Origin of the sequence: Streptomyces sp. DH37 (assembly GCF_029813835.1) — a bacterium.
GTDB lineage: Bacteria > Actinomycetota > Actinomycetes > Streptomycetales > Streptomycetaceae > Streptomyces.
Genome location: NZ_JARVKV010000003.1, coordinates 69,590 through 84,744 on the forward strand (window position 1 = coordinate 69,590; position 15,155 = coordinate 84,744).

8 protein-coding genes are annotated in these 15,155 nt (G+C 71.1%); 2 read left to right on the top strand and 6 right to left on the bottom strand.

Annotated elements, in window-relative coordinates; all coding sequences use genetic code 11:
* Positions 1 to 28: 28 nt before the first annotated feature.
* The 3 genes from QC029_RS02455 to QC029_RS02465 all read right to left on the bottom strand — a co-directional run bounded on the left by QC029_RS02455 (position 29) and on the right by QC029_RS02465 (position 6,701).
* Positions 29 to 1,795 carry a protein kinase family protein gene (locus QC029_RS02455; RefSeq protein ID WP_279553626.1) on the bottom strand — a complete coding sequence of 589 codons (1,767 nt, stop codon included), beginning with the start codon at positions 1,793 to 1,795 and terminating at the stop codon, positions 29 to 31.
* Between the two features lie 129 nt (positions 1,796 to 1,924).
* Positions 1,925 to 4,192: a murein biosynthesis integral membrane protein MurJ gene (murJ, locus tag QC029_RS02460; RefSeq protein ID WP_279553627.1), complete on the bottom strand. Its 2,268-nt coding sequence runs from the start codon at positions 4,190 to 4,192 to the stop codon at positions 1,925 to 1,927.
* Between the two features lie 55 nt (positions 4,193 to 4,247).
* The gene (locus QC029_RS02465) at positions 4,248 to 6,701 is read right to left on the bottom strand and encodes a DUF6049 family protein (RefSeq protein WP_279553628.1); all 2,454 of its coding nucleotides are present in this window, start codon (positions 6,699 to 6,701) and stop codon (positions 4,248 to 4,250) included.
* 265 nt (positions 6,702 to 6,966) lie between these two features.
* Here QC029_RS02465 and QC029_RS02470 point away from each other — a divergent pair, with 265 nt between their 5' ends.
* The gene (locus tag QC029_RS02470; protein WP_279553757.1) at positions 6,967 to 8,379 is read left to right on the top strand and encodes a CCA tRNA nucleotidyltransferase; all 1,413 of its coding nucleotides are present in this window, start codon (positions 6,967 to 6,969) and stop codon (positions 8,377 to 8,379) included.
* On the opposite strand, the gene QC029_RS02475 is transcribed toward QC029_RS02470, so the two are convergent.
* The 3 genes from QC029_RS02475 to QC029_RS02485 all read right to left on the bottom strand — a co-directional run bounded on the left by QC029_RS02475 (position 8,351) and on the right by QC029_RS02485 (position 14,075).
* Complete coding sequence (locus tag QC029_RS02475; RefSeq protein ID WP_279553629.1) at positions 8,351 to 9,691, bottom strand: MFS transporter; 1,341 nt, start codon at positions 9,689 to 9,691, stop codon at positions 8,351 to 8,353. The genes QC029_RS02470 and QC029_RS02475 overlap by 29 nt on opposite strands.
* 104 nt (positions 9,692 to 9,795) lie before the next feature.
* On the bottom strand, positions 9,796 to 11,277 hold the full coding sequence (locus QC029_RS02480) for a glycosyltransferase family 87 protein (protein WP_279553630.1): 1,482 nt from the start codon (positions 11,275 to 11,277) through the stop codon (positions 9,796 to 9,798).
* Positions 11,278 to 11,414: 137 nt separating this feature from the next.
* Positions 11,415 to 14,075 (bottom strand): transglycosylase domain-containing protein, encoded by a 2,661-nt coding sequence (locus QC029_RS02485; RefSeq protein ID WP_279553631.1) that lies wholly within the window; start codon positions 14,073 to 14,075, stop codon positions 11,415 to 11,417.
* A 442-nt stretch (positions 14,076 to 14,517) separates the two neighbouring features.
* On the opposite strand from QC029_RS02485, the gene QC029_RS02490 reads away from it, so the two are divergent.
* Positions 14,518 to 15,132: a PadR family transcriptional regulator gene (locus QC029_RS02490; RefSeq protein ID WP_279553632.1), complete on the top strand. Its 615-nt coding sequence runs from the start codon at positions 14,518 to 14,520 to the stop codon at positions 15,130 to 15,132.
* Positions 15,133 to 15,155 lie beyond the last annotated feature (23 nt).

A 15,155-nucleotide genomic window follows, 5' to 3' on the forward strand; every position in this document is an offset into this window, starting at 1 on the left:
AGGCCGCTGCGTCCACGGGCGGCCTCGGTCAGCTGAGGACCTCGACCTCCGTGATGCGGCCACGGTAGTTGCCTCCCTCGGCTGGGGGGAGTTCTGTGAGCCACACCAGGACGTACCGTGTTTCGATCGGTTTCTTGGCCCGGAGTTCGACCTCGGTGCCGGATCCGCTGCTGACCCTGCTGAAGTCGCTCAGCGAGGACGGCATTTCGGCGATGTCCTTCCCCGCGGCCAGGAAGTCGACGGAGGTGGTGCCCCTGAAGTCGACCCTGACGCTACTGACCTGCTGGGACTTGCCGAGGTCGAGAATCAGCCCGACGCCCTCCTTGAGGCCGCCGAACTTCGGGTTCCCGAAGTAGGAGGAGGTCTGCCAGTAGGTGTTCGGATCGCTGTCGAGCACGGCGGCGACGTCGTCGCCGTTCTCCGAGCCGTCACTGCCGGACGGATCGAAGTCCTTGACGAGGGAGATCTCGATGGGCCGGCCCGTGGGAGCGGCTTCGGGCTGCTTCTGCTGCTCGATCCGGCTCTGCTGAGGGTCCGTCACCGAGGAGTCGCCCTTCATCAGGGTGTCGGCCAGCTGCCAGCTCCCCAGCCCCAGCGCCGCGATGAGCAGCGCGGAGACGCTCCACTTCAGCAGCTTGCCGGTGCGGCCGGGCAACGCCGGAGGCGCGGTCGGCGCGGCCACGGTGGGCGGGCCGACCGGACCCGCGGGAGGACGGGTGGCCGGGGCGCCGTAGCCCTGCCGGAAGGCGGGGCGCTGGTACGGCGGCGGCGCGGCGAAGTCGGGCTCCGGCGGACGGATGCGCGGCAGTGCGGCGATCGCCTTGGTCAGCTCCTCCGGGGTGGCGCAGGGCTGCTCCTGGCGCGAGGCGGTGGCGCCGTTGTTGACCATCGCGCGCATGGCCAGCTCGGAGAGCCCGCGGTGCACTCCGGCGCGCACCTGGTCCGGGGGGACCAGGGAGTCGCCGGTCAGCTCGGCCATGCCGCTGAGGCCGTAGGCGTCCTCGCTGTAGGGCCAGCGCTGGGTGAGGGAGGCGTAGAGCAGGGCGCCGATCGCTTCGGTGTCGGTGCGCTGGGGGTGGTCGGAGGTGATGCCGCGCAGGGCGGCGTTCACCGCGAGACCGCGGATGCGGTACTGGCCGGCGGCGGTGCGCAGCACACAGCCGGGAGTCAGCCGCAGATGCGCCAGCCCCTCGCGGTGGGCGGCGGCCATCGCCTGGGCGACCTGGGAGACGAGCTGGTACGCCTCGTGGGTGGGAAGGGGACCGGAGGCGAGGAGGGTGGCGAGGGAGGTGGCGTCCGGAAGCCACTCGTGGACGACGTAGACGAGGTCGCCCTCCTCGACCGCGTCCAGGACCTGGACGAAGCGGGGATCGCCGAGGAGGGCCGCGGAGCGGGCCGCGGCGAGGACGGGCCGGGCGCGCGGGTGGTCGGCCGCGAGGAGGTGGACTCCGACGGCGCGGCGCAGTTTCTCGTCGACGGCGCGCCAACTGCTGAAGCCGTCCAGGCGGGTGACGCACTCCTCCAGACGGTAGCGCCGGGCGAGCTTGTGGCCGCTGTGCAGCTCGGGTGGCTGAGGCGGCTGCGAAACCGGTGTCACCGTGTCGGCGGGCTGTGTTCCGGTGCCCCCGGTGTCCGCGGTACGGGCGGCCTCCGCCGCTGCGCTGTCATCGCCGTCCTGGTCCGTGGAACCGTCGGCCGTGGCCCGCTCAGCCGCGGTGTTCGACGGCTTCTCCTCGCCGTCCGCCCCGCTGCTCTCGTCGGCCACGTCGACGGCAGCCGTACTCCGTTCCGCCACCGTCGGTCCTGCCTCCCCATCCGTTGCAGCCTGTTTCCCAACACAGCCAGAGACAATTGTGCCCACAGTCCGTCGCTCTGCACGACACGCGGGTGGGGTCGAAGGTTGTGCGACGGACGCCGGAGCCTCTCAGCGGCCGAGCTTCGCGCGGACCATGCCCATCATGGCGGTCAGCTCCTCCACCCGCATACGCCGGGCTGCCAGAACGAAGACCACCCCCAGCGCCAGGCCGCCCGCGACCAGGGCCGCGGCGCCGCCGAGGAAGCCGGCGCCGAGCGCCTGGACGACGGCGTAGGCGATCCCGCCGCCGACGAGAGCGGCCGGAACGGCGGCTCCGCAGAGCCTGGCGTAGGTGCGGACGACGCGGGAGCCGTCCAGGTCGCCGCCCAGCCGCCTGCGCAGCCGCTTCCACGCGACGCCGACGCCGACGGCGTACGCGAGGCCGTACGCGGCGGCCATCCCGGCGACCGCCCAGCGGCTGGGCAGCAGCAGGAAGGCGAGCACGGAGCCCGCGGCGTTGCAGGCGGCCACGATCACCGTGTTGTAGAAGGGGGTGCGGGTGTCCTCGTAGGCGTAGAAGCCGCGCAGGACCACGTACTGCACGGAGTACGGGATCAGGCCGAGGCCGAAGGCCATCAGGATGTAGCCCATCGAGACGGCCGCGTCGACGGTCGCGGAGGAGTACATCAGCAGGCACATCGGCACGCCGAGGGCCACGAAGGAGAAGGCCACGGGCACGATGGCGACGGCCGAGGTCCGCAGTCCGTGCGAGATGTCGTCGCGGACGGCGGCCGGGTCGCCGTCGTGTGCGGCGCGGGAGATCCTCGGCAGCAGGGCGGCCATCACCGAGACGGTGATGATGGCCTGCGGCATCTGCCAGATCAGCTGGGCGTTGCTGTAGCCGAGGATGCCGGTGCCGTCGTGGCCCTCCGCGGAGGCCGCCTTGCCCGCCCAGGTGGCGAGCTGGGTGACGACCAGGACGCCCGCCTGGTTGGCCAGGACGAACAGGAACGTCCACTTGGCGAGACGGGCGGCCTTGCCCAGGCCGTGGCCGCGCCAGTCGAAGCGCAGCCGGATGCGGAACCCGGTGGCACGCAGGTACGGGATCATCGCCAGGGCCTGGACGACCAGGCCCAGGAGGGTGCCGACGCCGAGCAGCCGGACGCCCTCGGGAGGAATGGTCCCCACGCTCATCCCGGAGGCCCGGGCCGTGCCGTAGACCCAGATGAACAGGCCGAAGGTGGTGATGATGACGACGTTGTTCAGGACGGGGGTCCACATCATCGCGCCGAAGCGGCCACGGGCGTTGAGGATCTGGCCCATGACGACGTGGATGCCCATGAAGAAGATCGTCGGCAGGCAGTAGCGGGCGAAGGTGACCGCCACGTTGTTGGCCGCCGGATCGTCGGCGATCTGCACGGACAGCGCCCGGACCAGCAGCGGCGCGCCCAGCACGGTGAGGGCGACCAGGCCGCCGAGGACCACCATGACCAGGGTGAGCAGACGGTTGGCGTACGCCTCGCCGCCGTCCTCGTCGTCCTTCATGGCGCGTACGAGCTGCGGCACGAAGACGGAGTTCAGACCACCGCCGATGGACAGGATGTAGATCATCGTCGGCAGCGTGTACGCCACGGTGTAGGCGTCACCGAGGATGGCGGCGCCGAGCGCGGCGGTGATCACCAGGGTGCGGACGAAGCCCGTGAGCCGGGAGACCATCGTGCCGGCGGCCATGATGGCGCTGGACTTGAGGATGCCGCCGCCGCGGCGGGCGGGCTTGCCCGTGGCCGGGGGAGGCGGATCCTCGGCGGCGCCCTCCGTTTCGGACACCACCTGCGGCGGCGGCGGCGGAGGCGCGGCGGCGGCGAACGGGGGCTGCTGCGGGCCGGGAGGCTGGGGTGGCGCGTACGGTTCCTGCGCTCGGTGGGCTCCGGTCCCGGGTGCCTGCTGCTGGGGCTCTCGGGGCTCCCAGGGCTCCTGGTAGCCCTGCGGTGCGTATGCCTGCTGCGGTCTGTACGGCTCCGGCGCCTGGTGGTGCGGGTACGGCTGTCCCTGGGGGGCCTGCGGCTGCTGGGGCGGTGTGTGCGGCTGGTGCTGCTGGGCCGGGGGAGCCTGCTGCTGGTCGCGGAAGAGGTGGGCGAAGGCGTCGTCGCGGGCGCGGGCGCCGTCCTCCTCCGCCCCCCTGTTCAGCATGTCGTCCACGCCCGTGAAGCGCACCGTCGCCGAATCGCCGCCCGGCTGCGGCTTCCGGTAGGCGCCCCGGGGGGCGGGGTGGGAGGCGTTCCGGCCGTACGGGTCCTGCCGGTACGGGTACTGCTCCTGCGGGTCCTGGCCGCCCGGGGCGGCCGATCCCCCATCGCCGGGCGCGTCACCGCGGTCACGGTCGTACGGCGCGTTCATCGCTGCAACCCCACCTCATCGTCCGCGGCCGTCTTCCCCGGCCCCGACAGCTCGCTCAACGGTCCACCTTCTCACCCACGCCGGAGGGGCCGCGACGTCCGGTTCCGGTGTCCTCGGGGAGGTCACCCGCCTGCCCGCTCCCGGCCTCCCCGCCGGAGCCCCCCTCGGAGCCCTCATCGGTGTCCCCTGCGGCCTCCGCGGCCTCCGCGGCCTCCGCGGAGCCCTCCGGCTCCCCGGAGCCCCCGGCGCGCGGCTCCAGCGGGGCGTCCGGGTCAGGCCGGTCGCCGGCGCGCTTGCGCTGGGTGTACATCCGCACTCCGGCCAGCACCACGAGCAGGACGCCACCGGAGATCACCAGCATCACCGCGGAGGTGATCTCGGTGACCTCCACCTGGAACCTCATCTTCTCGCCCCAGGGGTCGCCGTCCTCGGTGTAGAGCCGGGCCTCGACCCAGGTACGGCCGTTGGCCTTGGCGGTGGTGGGGACCTTCACCGACTGGCTGTGCCCGCCCTCGACCCTCACCGGCTGGGCCTCGCCGACGTCCAGGCCGATCCGGCGCCCGGAGGTCAGCCGCAGCTCCAGGTTCTCCACATCCTGGATGAGGTTGTTCTGCACGGTCACCGGGATGGTGGCGCTACGGCCGGACAGCTTCATCTCCGACTTCTGGACCAGCCGGACCCCGCCCGTCAGCTCCTTCAGGTAGTCGTGCACCGAATCCCGGTACTCCGCCGCCTCCTCGCGGTCGCCGCGCCAGGAGGTGGACATCGAGCGGTGGAGCGCGTTGCTGAAGGGGGTCTCCACCCGGGTGGGGTCGGACAGGATGCTCTTGAAGTCGTCGAGGGTGTTCCGGATGGCGCGGATCTCCTCGAAGGCCTCGGTGCGCATCTCCCGCTTGCGCAGCGAGGACGGGTAGGAACCCTGGCCCGGCACCGTGCGGCTCGCCCGCGGGTCGGGCTCGGCCTTCGCGGCTTCGGCCAGGCTCACGAACTCCGCCCAGCCCCCGCTCAACTGGAGCGAGTCGAGCGCGGCGGCCATCGTCCGGGCCTGGCTGGTGGTGGGCATCCGCTGGGGGGCCACCACGATGCTGCGCTGCCGGTCCGGCTGCTGCGCGGTGATCGACTGGGTGTGGGCCAGGAACCACTGCACGGCCCGCACCGAGTTGTCCGCCCGCGTCATGTCCCCCTGGAACAGCTTCGACAGCCGGGCGTCCGCCACGATCGCCGTGGTGCCGCCGCCGATCGGCCGGGCGGCGGTGGGGGTGTGGTTCAGCGCACCGGACTCGCGCATGCTGTCGCTGCGGGTGATGACGTTGTGGGCGCCCGCGGAGGTGGCCACGGAGACGATGGAGGGATCGACGGCGCCCTCCACGGGCCAGGCGAAGTCGGTGCTGGTCTCGGTGAGGAGGGTGGTCTTCACCGTCATCCGGCCCAGATCGGTGGCGGGGCCCAGGTGGCTGAGCGCGCCGGACACGTTCTTGCCCCGGTGGGCGAGGGAGGCCAGGTCCGGGTCGCCGAAGGGCAGGGCCACGACCTCCTCGTCCTCCACCGCCTGCCGGAGCTCGTGCAGCCACCTGCGCGCGTTGTTCTGACCGCGGCCGACGACCTCCTCGCCGTCGTCGTTCAGCACCTTGTAGCTGTTGGTCATCGCCTCGACCGAGGCCAGCAGGTCCGGGTCGACCACCCAGGTGACCGGCAGATCCTTGCCGAGGGCGACCATCTGCTGGAGCCGTCCGCCGGGCGCGATCTCGGCCCCGAGGTCGTCGTCCATGAAGACCGGCATCCGTCGCTGCTCTCCGGACTCGGTGCGGGCGGTGACGTGCGCGGAGGAGATCAGCGGCCACAGGAAGGTCAGCTGCGTCGCCTTCCCGGGCGCGGACGGCTGCCACGGCAGGGGGGTCCTCTCGATGCCCAGGACGCGCTCGTACGCCTCGCCGGCCATCTGCCCCGACAGCGAGACCCCGAGCTGGTACACCCCGGGCTCGTCGAACGGCAGCTTGTCGGCCGGCACGCTCAGGGTGAAGGAGAAGCCGGATCCCGCCGGGAGGTCACCGATCTCCACGGTTCCCCTGCCGCCGATCTCCTCCCCGTCGACGCCGGGGACGTAGGCCGCGCGCGAGTCGGCCCGGTCGATCGCGCTGCGCGTGTCCAGCCGGGCGCCGGGGCGCAGCGCGACCTTGGCCTCGGTGATGTCCGAGGAGGTCCTGTTGCTGACGCGACCGGAGACGGTGACGGTGTCCCCCTTGCCCGGCGCCGAGGGCGTGAGCCCGCTGATGGAGATCGTGGCCGTACGGGACTCGTCGGCGGTGGGAGCCGCGGGGGCCGCCGGGGACGAGGGCGCCGAGGGCGCCGAGGGAACGGCGGCACCGGCCCGGGGAAGGGGCTGGAACACCCCGGCCAGCAACGGTACGGCGGTCACCAGTACGGCCGCGCAGCGTCCCAGCCGGCGGCGCCGGGCAGGAGCGGTGGGGGTCCCTGGGGTCTCTGCCGCCTCGGCCACGTACTCGTCCATCCTGTCCGCCGGTCGTCCGGTACCGGTGTGCTGCCGGTCTGTCACTGGTCTGCTGCTGGTCTGACGCACCCAGATGCTAACGATCCCCGCCGGGTGTGAGTGCCGCGGAGCCGTCCATCGAGGGGGAGGCGGCCGGCGGGCCGAGGGCAAGGGGGGAGGACCGGGAGGGCAGGGCCACGTACCCTGTTCTGCTGTGCCGAACGCCAACACTGACAGCCATCCCCAGCAGCAGGCCCACGGGCCCACCCGAGGGGCTCCTCCGGCGGTGCTGGGGGAAGCCCAGCGCAGAGCCGTGAGCGAGCTGCTGCGGGTGTCCCCCGTCGCCGACGACCTGGCCCGCCGCTTCAAGGATGCCGGATTCACGCTGGCCCTGGTCGGCGGTTCCGTGCGCGACGCGCTGCTGGGCCGACTCGGCAACGACCTGGACTTCACCACCGACGCCCGACCGCAGGACATCCTGGCCCTGGTCCGGCCGTGGGCGGACGCGGTGTGGGAGGTGGGCATCGCCTTCGGCACGGTGGGTTGCCGCAAGGAGAACTACCAGATCGAGGTGACGACGTACCGGTCGGAGTCGTACGACCGCACCTCGCGCAAGCCCGAGGTCTCCTACGGCGACTCCATCGAGGAGGACCTCGTACGCCGGGACTTCACCGTCAACGCGATGGCGGTCGTGCTGCCCGAGAAGACCTTCGTCGACCCGCACCGGGGCCTGGACGACCTGGCGCGCCGGGTGCTGCGTACGCCCGGCACCCCAGAGGACTCCTTCTCCGACGACCCGCTGCGGATGATGCGGGCCGCCCGTTTCGCCGCCCAGCTCGGCTTCGAGGTGGAGGGCGAGGTGGTCGCCGCGATGACGGCGATGTCCGAGCGGATCGGCATCGTCTCGGCGGAGCGTGTGCGGGACGAGTTGAACAAGCTGGTCCTCGCCGACCACCCCCGTCGCGGCCTGGAGCTGCTGGTGAAGACCGGGCTCGCCGACCGGGTGCTGCCCGAGCTGCCCGCCCTGCGTCTGGAGCGCGACGAGCACCACCGGCACAAGGACGTCTACGAGCACACCCTGACCGTGCTGGAGCAGGCCATCGACCTGGAGGAGGACGGCCCGGACCTCACCCTGCGGCTGGCGGCCCTGCTGCACGACATCGGCAAGCCGAGGACACGCCGGTTCGAGAAGGACGGGCGGGTCTCCTTCCACCACCACGAGGTGGTGGGCGCGAAGATGACCAAGTCCCGGATGACCAAGCTCAAGTACCCGGGCGAGATGGTGAAGGACGTCTCGCGCCTGGTCGAGCTGCATCTGCGCTTCCACGGCTACGGCACCGGCGAGTGGACCGACTCGGCGGTGCGGCGCTACGTCCGTGACGCCGGACCGCTGCTGGACCGGCTGCACAAGTTGACGCGCTCGGACTGCACCACGCGCAACAAGCGCAAGGCCAACGCCCTGGCTCGCGCGTACGACAGCCTGGAGGAGCGGATCGCGCGGCTGAAGGAGCAGGAGGAGCTGGACTCCATCCGCCCGGACCTCAACGGCAACGAGATCATGGAGGCCCTGGGGCTGGGGCCCGGCCCCGAGGTGGGCGAGGCGTACCGGTATCTGCTGGAGCTGCGACTGGAGAACGGACCGATGGGGCGGGAGGCGGCGATCGACGCCCTCAGGCAGTGGTGGGCCGATCGGAGCTGACCGTACCGCCGCGCCCCTCACGGTGGCCGTCACCCTGTTTCACGTGAAACATGGCGGCGGCCACCGTCGCGTACAGGGCCGTCACCGTCATCACCAGGGCCGGTGAGCGGCCGTCGGGCGGAAGCATCAGGGCCGCCACGCCCGCGGCGCCGACGAAGGCGACGTTGAAGAGCATGTCGTACAGCGAGAAGATCCGCCCCCGGTAGACGTCGTCCACCGAGGACTGCACGATCGTGTCCGTGGTGATCTTCGCGCCCTGGGTGGCCAGCCCCACCGCGAAGGCGGCGCCCAGGACCGGGACGGGTGAGAAGGACAGCGTCAGCACGGGCACCAGTACCACCGCCCCCGCGGCGCACAGCGTGATCCAGCCGAACCGGCCGGCGCGCTGTACGGCCCAGGGAGTGAGGACGGCCGCCGTGAAGAAGCCCAGTCCGGAGACGCCCACGGCCAGCCCCAGCAGCGCCATGCCGCCCGGCGTGCTCCCGTCGCCGTCGCCGGCGCCACTGTCCCAGGCGTATCGGCACAGCATCAGCACCATCACCGTCAGCGCGCCGTAGCAGAAGCGCAGCAGCGCCATCGAGGCGAGCGACTGTGCGGCCGGGCGCCGTTCCCCCAGGTGTCGTAGCCCGGCCACCAGACCACGCGCGACATCGGCGACGGCGGCGACCACCCTGGTCCGGACGGCGGCATCCGGTCCGAGGGACTCGCGGCCGATCCGGAGCGCGGCCAGGGCGCCCAGCAGATAGAGTCCGGCGCCGACGGCCACCACCGTGGCGTCCGCGCCCGCGCCGTCCGGCGCGGGGATCCGCACGAGGAAGGCGAGCCCGCCTCCCGCCGTGGCGGCCAGAGTGCCCGCGGTGGGCGACAGGGAGTTCGCCATCACCAGCCGCTCACCATCCACCACATGCGGCAGTGCGGCCGAGAGCCCGGCAAGGACGAAGCGGTTGACGGCGGTGACGGAGAGCGCGGCGAGGTAGAACAGCCACAGCGGCACCGAGGCCAGCACCAGCGCCGCGGTCGCGGTGGCGAGCACGGCGCGCAGCAGGTTGCCGTACAGCAGTACCTGCCGCCGCTGCCACCGGTCGAGCAGCACCCCGGCGAAGGGGCCGAGCAATGAGTACGGCAGCAGCAGGACGGCCATGGCGGAGGCGATGGCGGCGGGAGAGGTCTGCTGCTCGGGCGAGAAGACCACATAGGAGGCGAGCGCGACCTGGAAGACGCCGTCGGCCGACTGGGACAGCAGCCGGACCGCCAGCAGCCGGCGGAAGCCGGAGAAGCGCAGGAGCACGCGCAGATCACGCACAACAGCCATGCGGTCAGCCTCACACATCCATCCGCACCGCAGGCGCGGCGGGCCCGGAACGCCGCCGATCCCGGTGATGTTTCACGTGAAACGCGGAACGGGCGGAGCGCGCCTCATCCCTCGCGGGCGCGGAGCTCCCACCCCGTCGCCGGGCTCTGGACCTCCTGGGGAGCCGTATGCCGGTGCGCCCGGCGGCCGAGGGTGAAGACGTCGGGCGCGCGGTCGAGAACGCCGCCGGACGGGTCGTCGGAGCCGTCGCGGCGGACCACGTCGCGGTCCGGCCTGAGGATGTCCCGCACCACCACGGCGCAGAGGTACAGCGTGCCCAGCAGATGGAGCATGATCGCGAGCTGGTAGCCCTCGGTGGGCAGGCCCTGGCGGTCCTCGCCGCTGCCCGTGTAGGCCAGGTAGAACCAGATGCCGAGGTAGTACATCACCTCGCACGCCTGCCAGATCAGGAAGTCGCGCCAGCGCGGCCGGGCCAGTGCGGCCAGCGGGATGAGCCACAGCACGTACTGCGGCGAGTAGACCTTGTTGGTCACGATGAACAGGGCGATCACGAGAAAGGCGAGCTGGGCGAAGCGCGGACGCCGCGGAGCGCGCAGGGTGAGCACGGCGATCGCGGCGCAGCCCAGGAGCACCAGCAGCATGGCGTAGGTGTTGGCGTCCTCCAGGGACGCGCCGGTGCGCTGCGAGATGATCAACCAGAACGATCCGAAGTCGATGTTCCGTTCCTGGCTGAAGGTGTAGAACTTCCCCCAGCCCTCCGGGGCCAGCAGCATCACGGGAAGGTTCACCGCGAGCCAGGAGAACACGGCCCCGCCCAGAACCGTCCCGAACTCCCTCCAGCGCCCCGCACGCCAGCAGAGCACCAGCAGCGGACCCAGCAGCAGGAACGGATAGAACTTGGCGGCGGTCGCGAGCCCCAGCAGCATCCCGGAGGCGAACGGGCGGCTCCGCGACCACATCAGCATCGCGGCGGCGGTCAGGGAGACCGCCAGCAGGTCCCAGTTGATCGTCGCGGTGAGCGCGAGGGCCGGGGCGAGTGCGACCAGCAGGGCGTCCCAGGGCCGTCGCCGGTGAGTACGGGCGACGCACACCACCAGGACGGCGGCGCAGACCATCAGCATCCCGGCGTTGACCATCCAGTAGATCTGCTGCCGCTGCATCATCTCGCCGCCCTGCGGGGTGAGCCAGGACGCCACTTCCATGAACACCCCGGTCAGCACCGGGTACTCCAGGTACTCCATCCCCCCGGAGACGTCCTGCGGGATGCGGTCGAAGTACGGCGTGAGGTCGGCGGCGAAGCCGCGGCCGGTGTACAGGTGCGGGATGTCGGAGTAGCAGGCGTGCACGTACTGGCTGGTCGCCCCGCGGAACCAGCCGCTCTCGTAGCAGGGCAGCTTCTGCGCCATGCCGAGCGCGAACATCCCCAGCGCCACCAGCAGCACGACCCGCACCGGCGTCCACCAGGACCGCCCGGTCAGCGCACGCCTGCCGGCCGGTCCGCCGATCAGCTCGCTGCCCGCGGCGGCGATCTCGTCCTGAACGGTGGGCCGTACCGGTGCCTGCTGGTCCTGGTGCGCGCTCGTCATGGGGCACATCCTGCCGCATGAGGGGTCGGCCCGACCGTGTCCTCCATGCCTTCCGCCCCCGGAAAAGCCGGAAGCGGCGCCGTTTCCGGCGCCGCTTCCCTGCTGTTCTCCCTCAGAGCGCGGGATGGGTACGGATGTCAGCCGTCGCCGTTCTGACCCCAGATCCCGCCGTTGTTGCCGTTTCCGCCGTTGCCGTTTCCGCCGGTTTCCGTGCCGCCGGTTTCCGTGCCACCCGTTTCCGTGCCGCCGGTGTCCGTGCCGCCCGTGTCGGTCCCGCCGGTGTCGGTCCCGCCGGCGTCCGTGCCGCCGGTGTCCGTGCCGCCGGTGTCGGTCCCGCCGGTGTCGTCGCAGAACCAGTCGTTGGGCCGGCAGCTGTTCGACGGAGGCGCGGACGGCGTCGACTGGGAAGGAGACGGCGACGCGGACGGCTCCGGCTCCTCGCTCTGGGACGGCGACGCGGACGGCTCCGGCTCCTCGCTCACCGACGGCGACGGGGACGGCGCGCCGATCTGGTCGATCTTCTTGCCGACCGGAGAGGGCTTGGGGAAGCCCTTCACCGGCGTCCCCTTGAGCGCGTCCTTCATGTACGCCGTCCACACCTCGGTGGGCAGCCGGCCACCGTGGATGGACTTGAAACCACCCGTGCCGTTCATCGACAGCAGCGTGCCCTCGTCAGGGTCCGTGCGGAACAGCGTGACCGCGGTGGACAGCTGCGGGGTGTACCCCACCCACCAGGCGGACTTGTTCTTGTCGGTGGTACCGGTCTTGCCCGCCGCGGGACGGCCCAGCTCCTGGGCCCTGGTGCCCGTGCCGTGCGGCTTCTCGATGACGCCGCGCAGCACGTCGGTGATGTTGTCGGCGATGTCGGAGTCCATCGCCGTCTCCTTCTGCGGCTTCTCGAAGCCCGGCTTCTCCTCGCCCTCGTACTCCACCTTCGTCACCGAGTAGGTGTCGACGTGGGTTCCGGAGGCGGCGAAGGTGGCGTAGGCGTTGGCCATCTCGATGGCGCCCGGAGTGGAGGTGCCCAGCGCGAAGGACGGGTTGAGGTTCGGGTCGAAGCTGTCCTTCTCGATGCCCGCGCTCGCCGCGACGTCCCGTACCTTGTCCATGCCCACGTCCATGCCGAGCTGGACGAACGGCGTGTTGGCGGACACCTCCATGGCCCTGCGCAGGGTGACGTAGCCGTGGTCCTTGTCGGCGTCGTTCACCTGGTAGAAGGGGTTGCCCTCCTTGTCCAGGTAGTCGCTGCCGTCCTGTGTCTTGACCTTCAGCTTGTTGTTGCCGTTGTACTCGCTGCTCGGCGCGACGCCCACGCCGTCGCTCTTGTACGTGCCGTGCTCCATGGCCGCGGCCAGGACGAACGGCTTCCACGTCGAGCCCACCGGGACGCCCAGGGTGTCCGCGTTGTTGGTGAAGTGGCCCTTGTCGAAACCGGGGCCGCCGTAGAGGGCGACGATCCTGCCCGTGCCCGGCTCGACCGAGGCCGCTCCGAACTGGACGAACTTGTCCGTCTCCGGGTCCTTCTCGGGATCGATGTACTGATCGGTGACCTTCTTGACCGCCTTGGCCATCGCCGCGGTCTTCTTCTTGTCGAAGGTCGTGTGGATCTGGTAGCCGCCCTGGTCGAACTGCTGCTTGCTGATGTTCAGGGTGGACTTGACCTCGGCCTCGGCGATGGCCGCCAGGTAGCCGGTCTGGCCGTTGAGCCCGGACTGGGCCTTGCGCGGAGCCACCTTGGGGAACGTGTACTCGTCCCGCTCGCTCTGGCTCATCATCTTCAGGTCGACCTGCCGGTCCATGACCCAGTTCCAGCGCTTTATGGCACGTTCGCGGTTCTGCTTGGGCTTGGAGTTCGGTCCCACGCCACCGGCCGGGTCGTACAGGTCGGCGCCCTTGAGGACCGTGGTGAGCAGTGCGCTCTCGGCGGGCGTGAGGTCCTCGGCGTTCTTCTCGAAGTACGCCTGGGAGGCGGCCTGGAGACCGTACGCGCCGCGGCCGTAGTAGCTGGTGTTGAGGTAGCCCTGGAGGATCTCGCGCTTGTCCATCTTGGCGTTGACCTTGATGGAGATGAACAGTTCCTTCACCTTGCGGCTGAGCGTCTGCTCCTGGCTCAGGTAGTTGTTCTTGACGAACTGCTGGGTGATGGTCGAGCCGCCCTGGGTGTCGCCGCCCGTGGCCATGTTGAACACCGCCCGGCCCACACCCATCGGGTCGATGCCCTTGTCGTCCCAGAAGGTCGCGTTCTCCGCGGCGACGACCGCCTGCTGCATCGACCGGGGAATGTCTTCTATCTTCAGGTTTTGCCGGTTGGTCTCGCCGGCCCTGGCCATCACCGTGCCGTCGGACCAGTAGTAGACGTTGTTCTGCTGGAGCGCGAGGGCGTTCTTCTCGTCCGGGACCTCGACCATGGCCAGCGCCAGTCCGCCCAGGCCGATCAGCATGCCCATGAACGCCAGGGCCAGGCCGGTGATCAGCTTCCAGGACGGCGTCCAGCGCCGCCAGCCGTTCCTGCCGGACCTGGGGTAGTCGATGAAGCGCTTCTTCTCCGGCTCGTAGCGTCCCCGGCCGCGGCCGACGACCGTGACGTCGCCGGAGGCGTCGGCCGCGCGACGTCTGCCGCCGCCGGCGCGCTGTGCCGCGCGGCGCGCCTCGGCCCGGCCGCCGTAGGGGCGGTCCGAGGGCATGCCGTGGGAGCCAGGGGTGGAGCCATACGGCTGTGCGGCGCGCCGACCGCCTGACGGCGGCTGCGCGGCGCGCCGGCCACGCGACTGCGGTGGCTTACGACGGTGCTCGCTCATGTGGAACAGCTACTCCTCGGGCAGGCGCTCGCGCCTGAAGGCGGCAGTGTACTTCCAGTCCCCCGAAGTGCGGCCCGCCCACGTTCCCAGAACTGGCCGCACTGCACCCGGGACGAGGACGCGTCCGACGCCTCGTTGGTTCCCGGTGGCGTTCTGCACAGCGGACAGACTACGCAGGCCCAAAAACCTCTAATTCCGGTATTCGGAAGAAAGAGGACGGTTGAGCTGTCACGAACGGCCGATGTGAAACCGCTCACTCCCCCTCCGGGGCGGGTCCCCTTGTCGCGTTCGCAGAGGCGTTCTATCGTCAGCGCTATCGCCACGATGTATCGACTCGATACATCGGTGAGAGACAATGGCAAGAGACGAGGACCGGACGCGAGTCCGGGCGGCCGCCCGCGGACGGGCCGGCCGGCGGACACCGACGGAAGGAGTGACGGCGATGGGCAGGCGCTCGGGCATCCTGGAGTTCGCCGTCCTCGGGCTGCTCCGCGAGGCGCCCATGCACGGTTACGAGCTGCGCAAACGGCTCAACACCTCGCTGGGCGTCTTCCGGGCCTTCAGCTACGGCTCCCTCTACCCCTGCCTCAAGACGCTGGTCCAGCGGGGATGGCTGGCCGAGGAGCCCGGTGACGAGCCCGAGGACTCGCTCACGGCGCCGCTCACCGGCCGCCGGGCCAAGATCGTCTACAGACTCACGGCCGAGGGCAAGGAGCGCTTCGAGGAGCTCCTCTCCCAGACCGGACCGGACACCTGGGAGGACGAGGGCTTCGGCGTCCGCTTCGCCTTCTTCGGCCAGACCTCGCGCGACGTGCGGATGCGGGTGCTGGAAGGCCGCCGCAGCCGTCTGGAGGAGCGCCTCGCCAAGATGCGCGCCTCCCTGGCCCGCACCCGGGAGCGTCTGGACGACTACACCCTCGAACTGCAGCGACACGGCATGGAGTCCGTGGAGCGCGAGGTCCGCTGGCTCAACGAACTCATCGAGAGCGAGCGGGCGGGGCGCGATCACCACCGGGGGGAGACCCCGCCCGATCCGTCCGATGACACCACCGCGTGAGGACCCGCACCACGCGGGTCCGC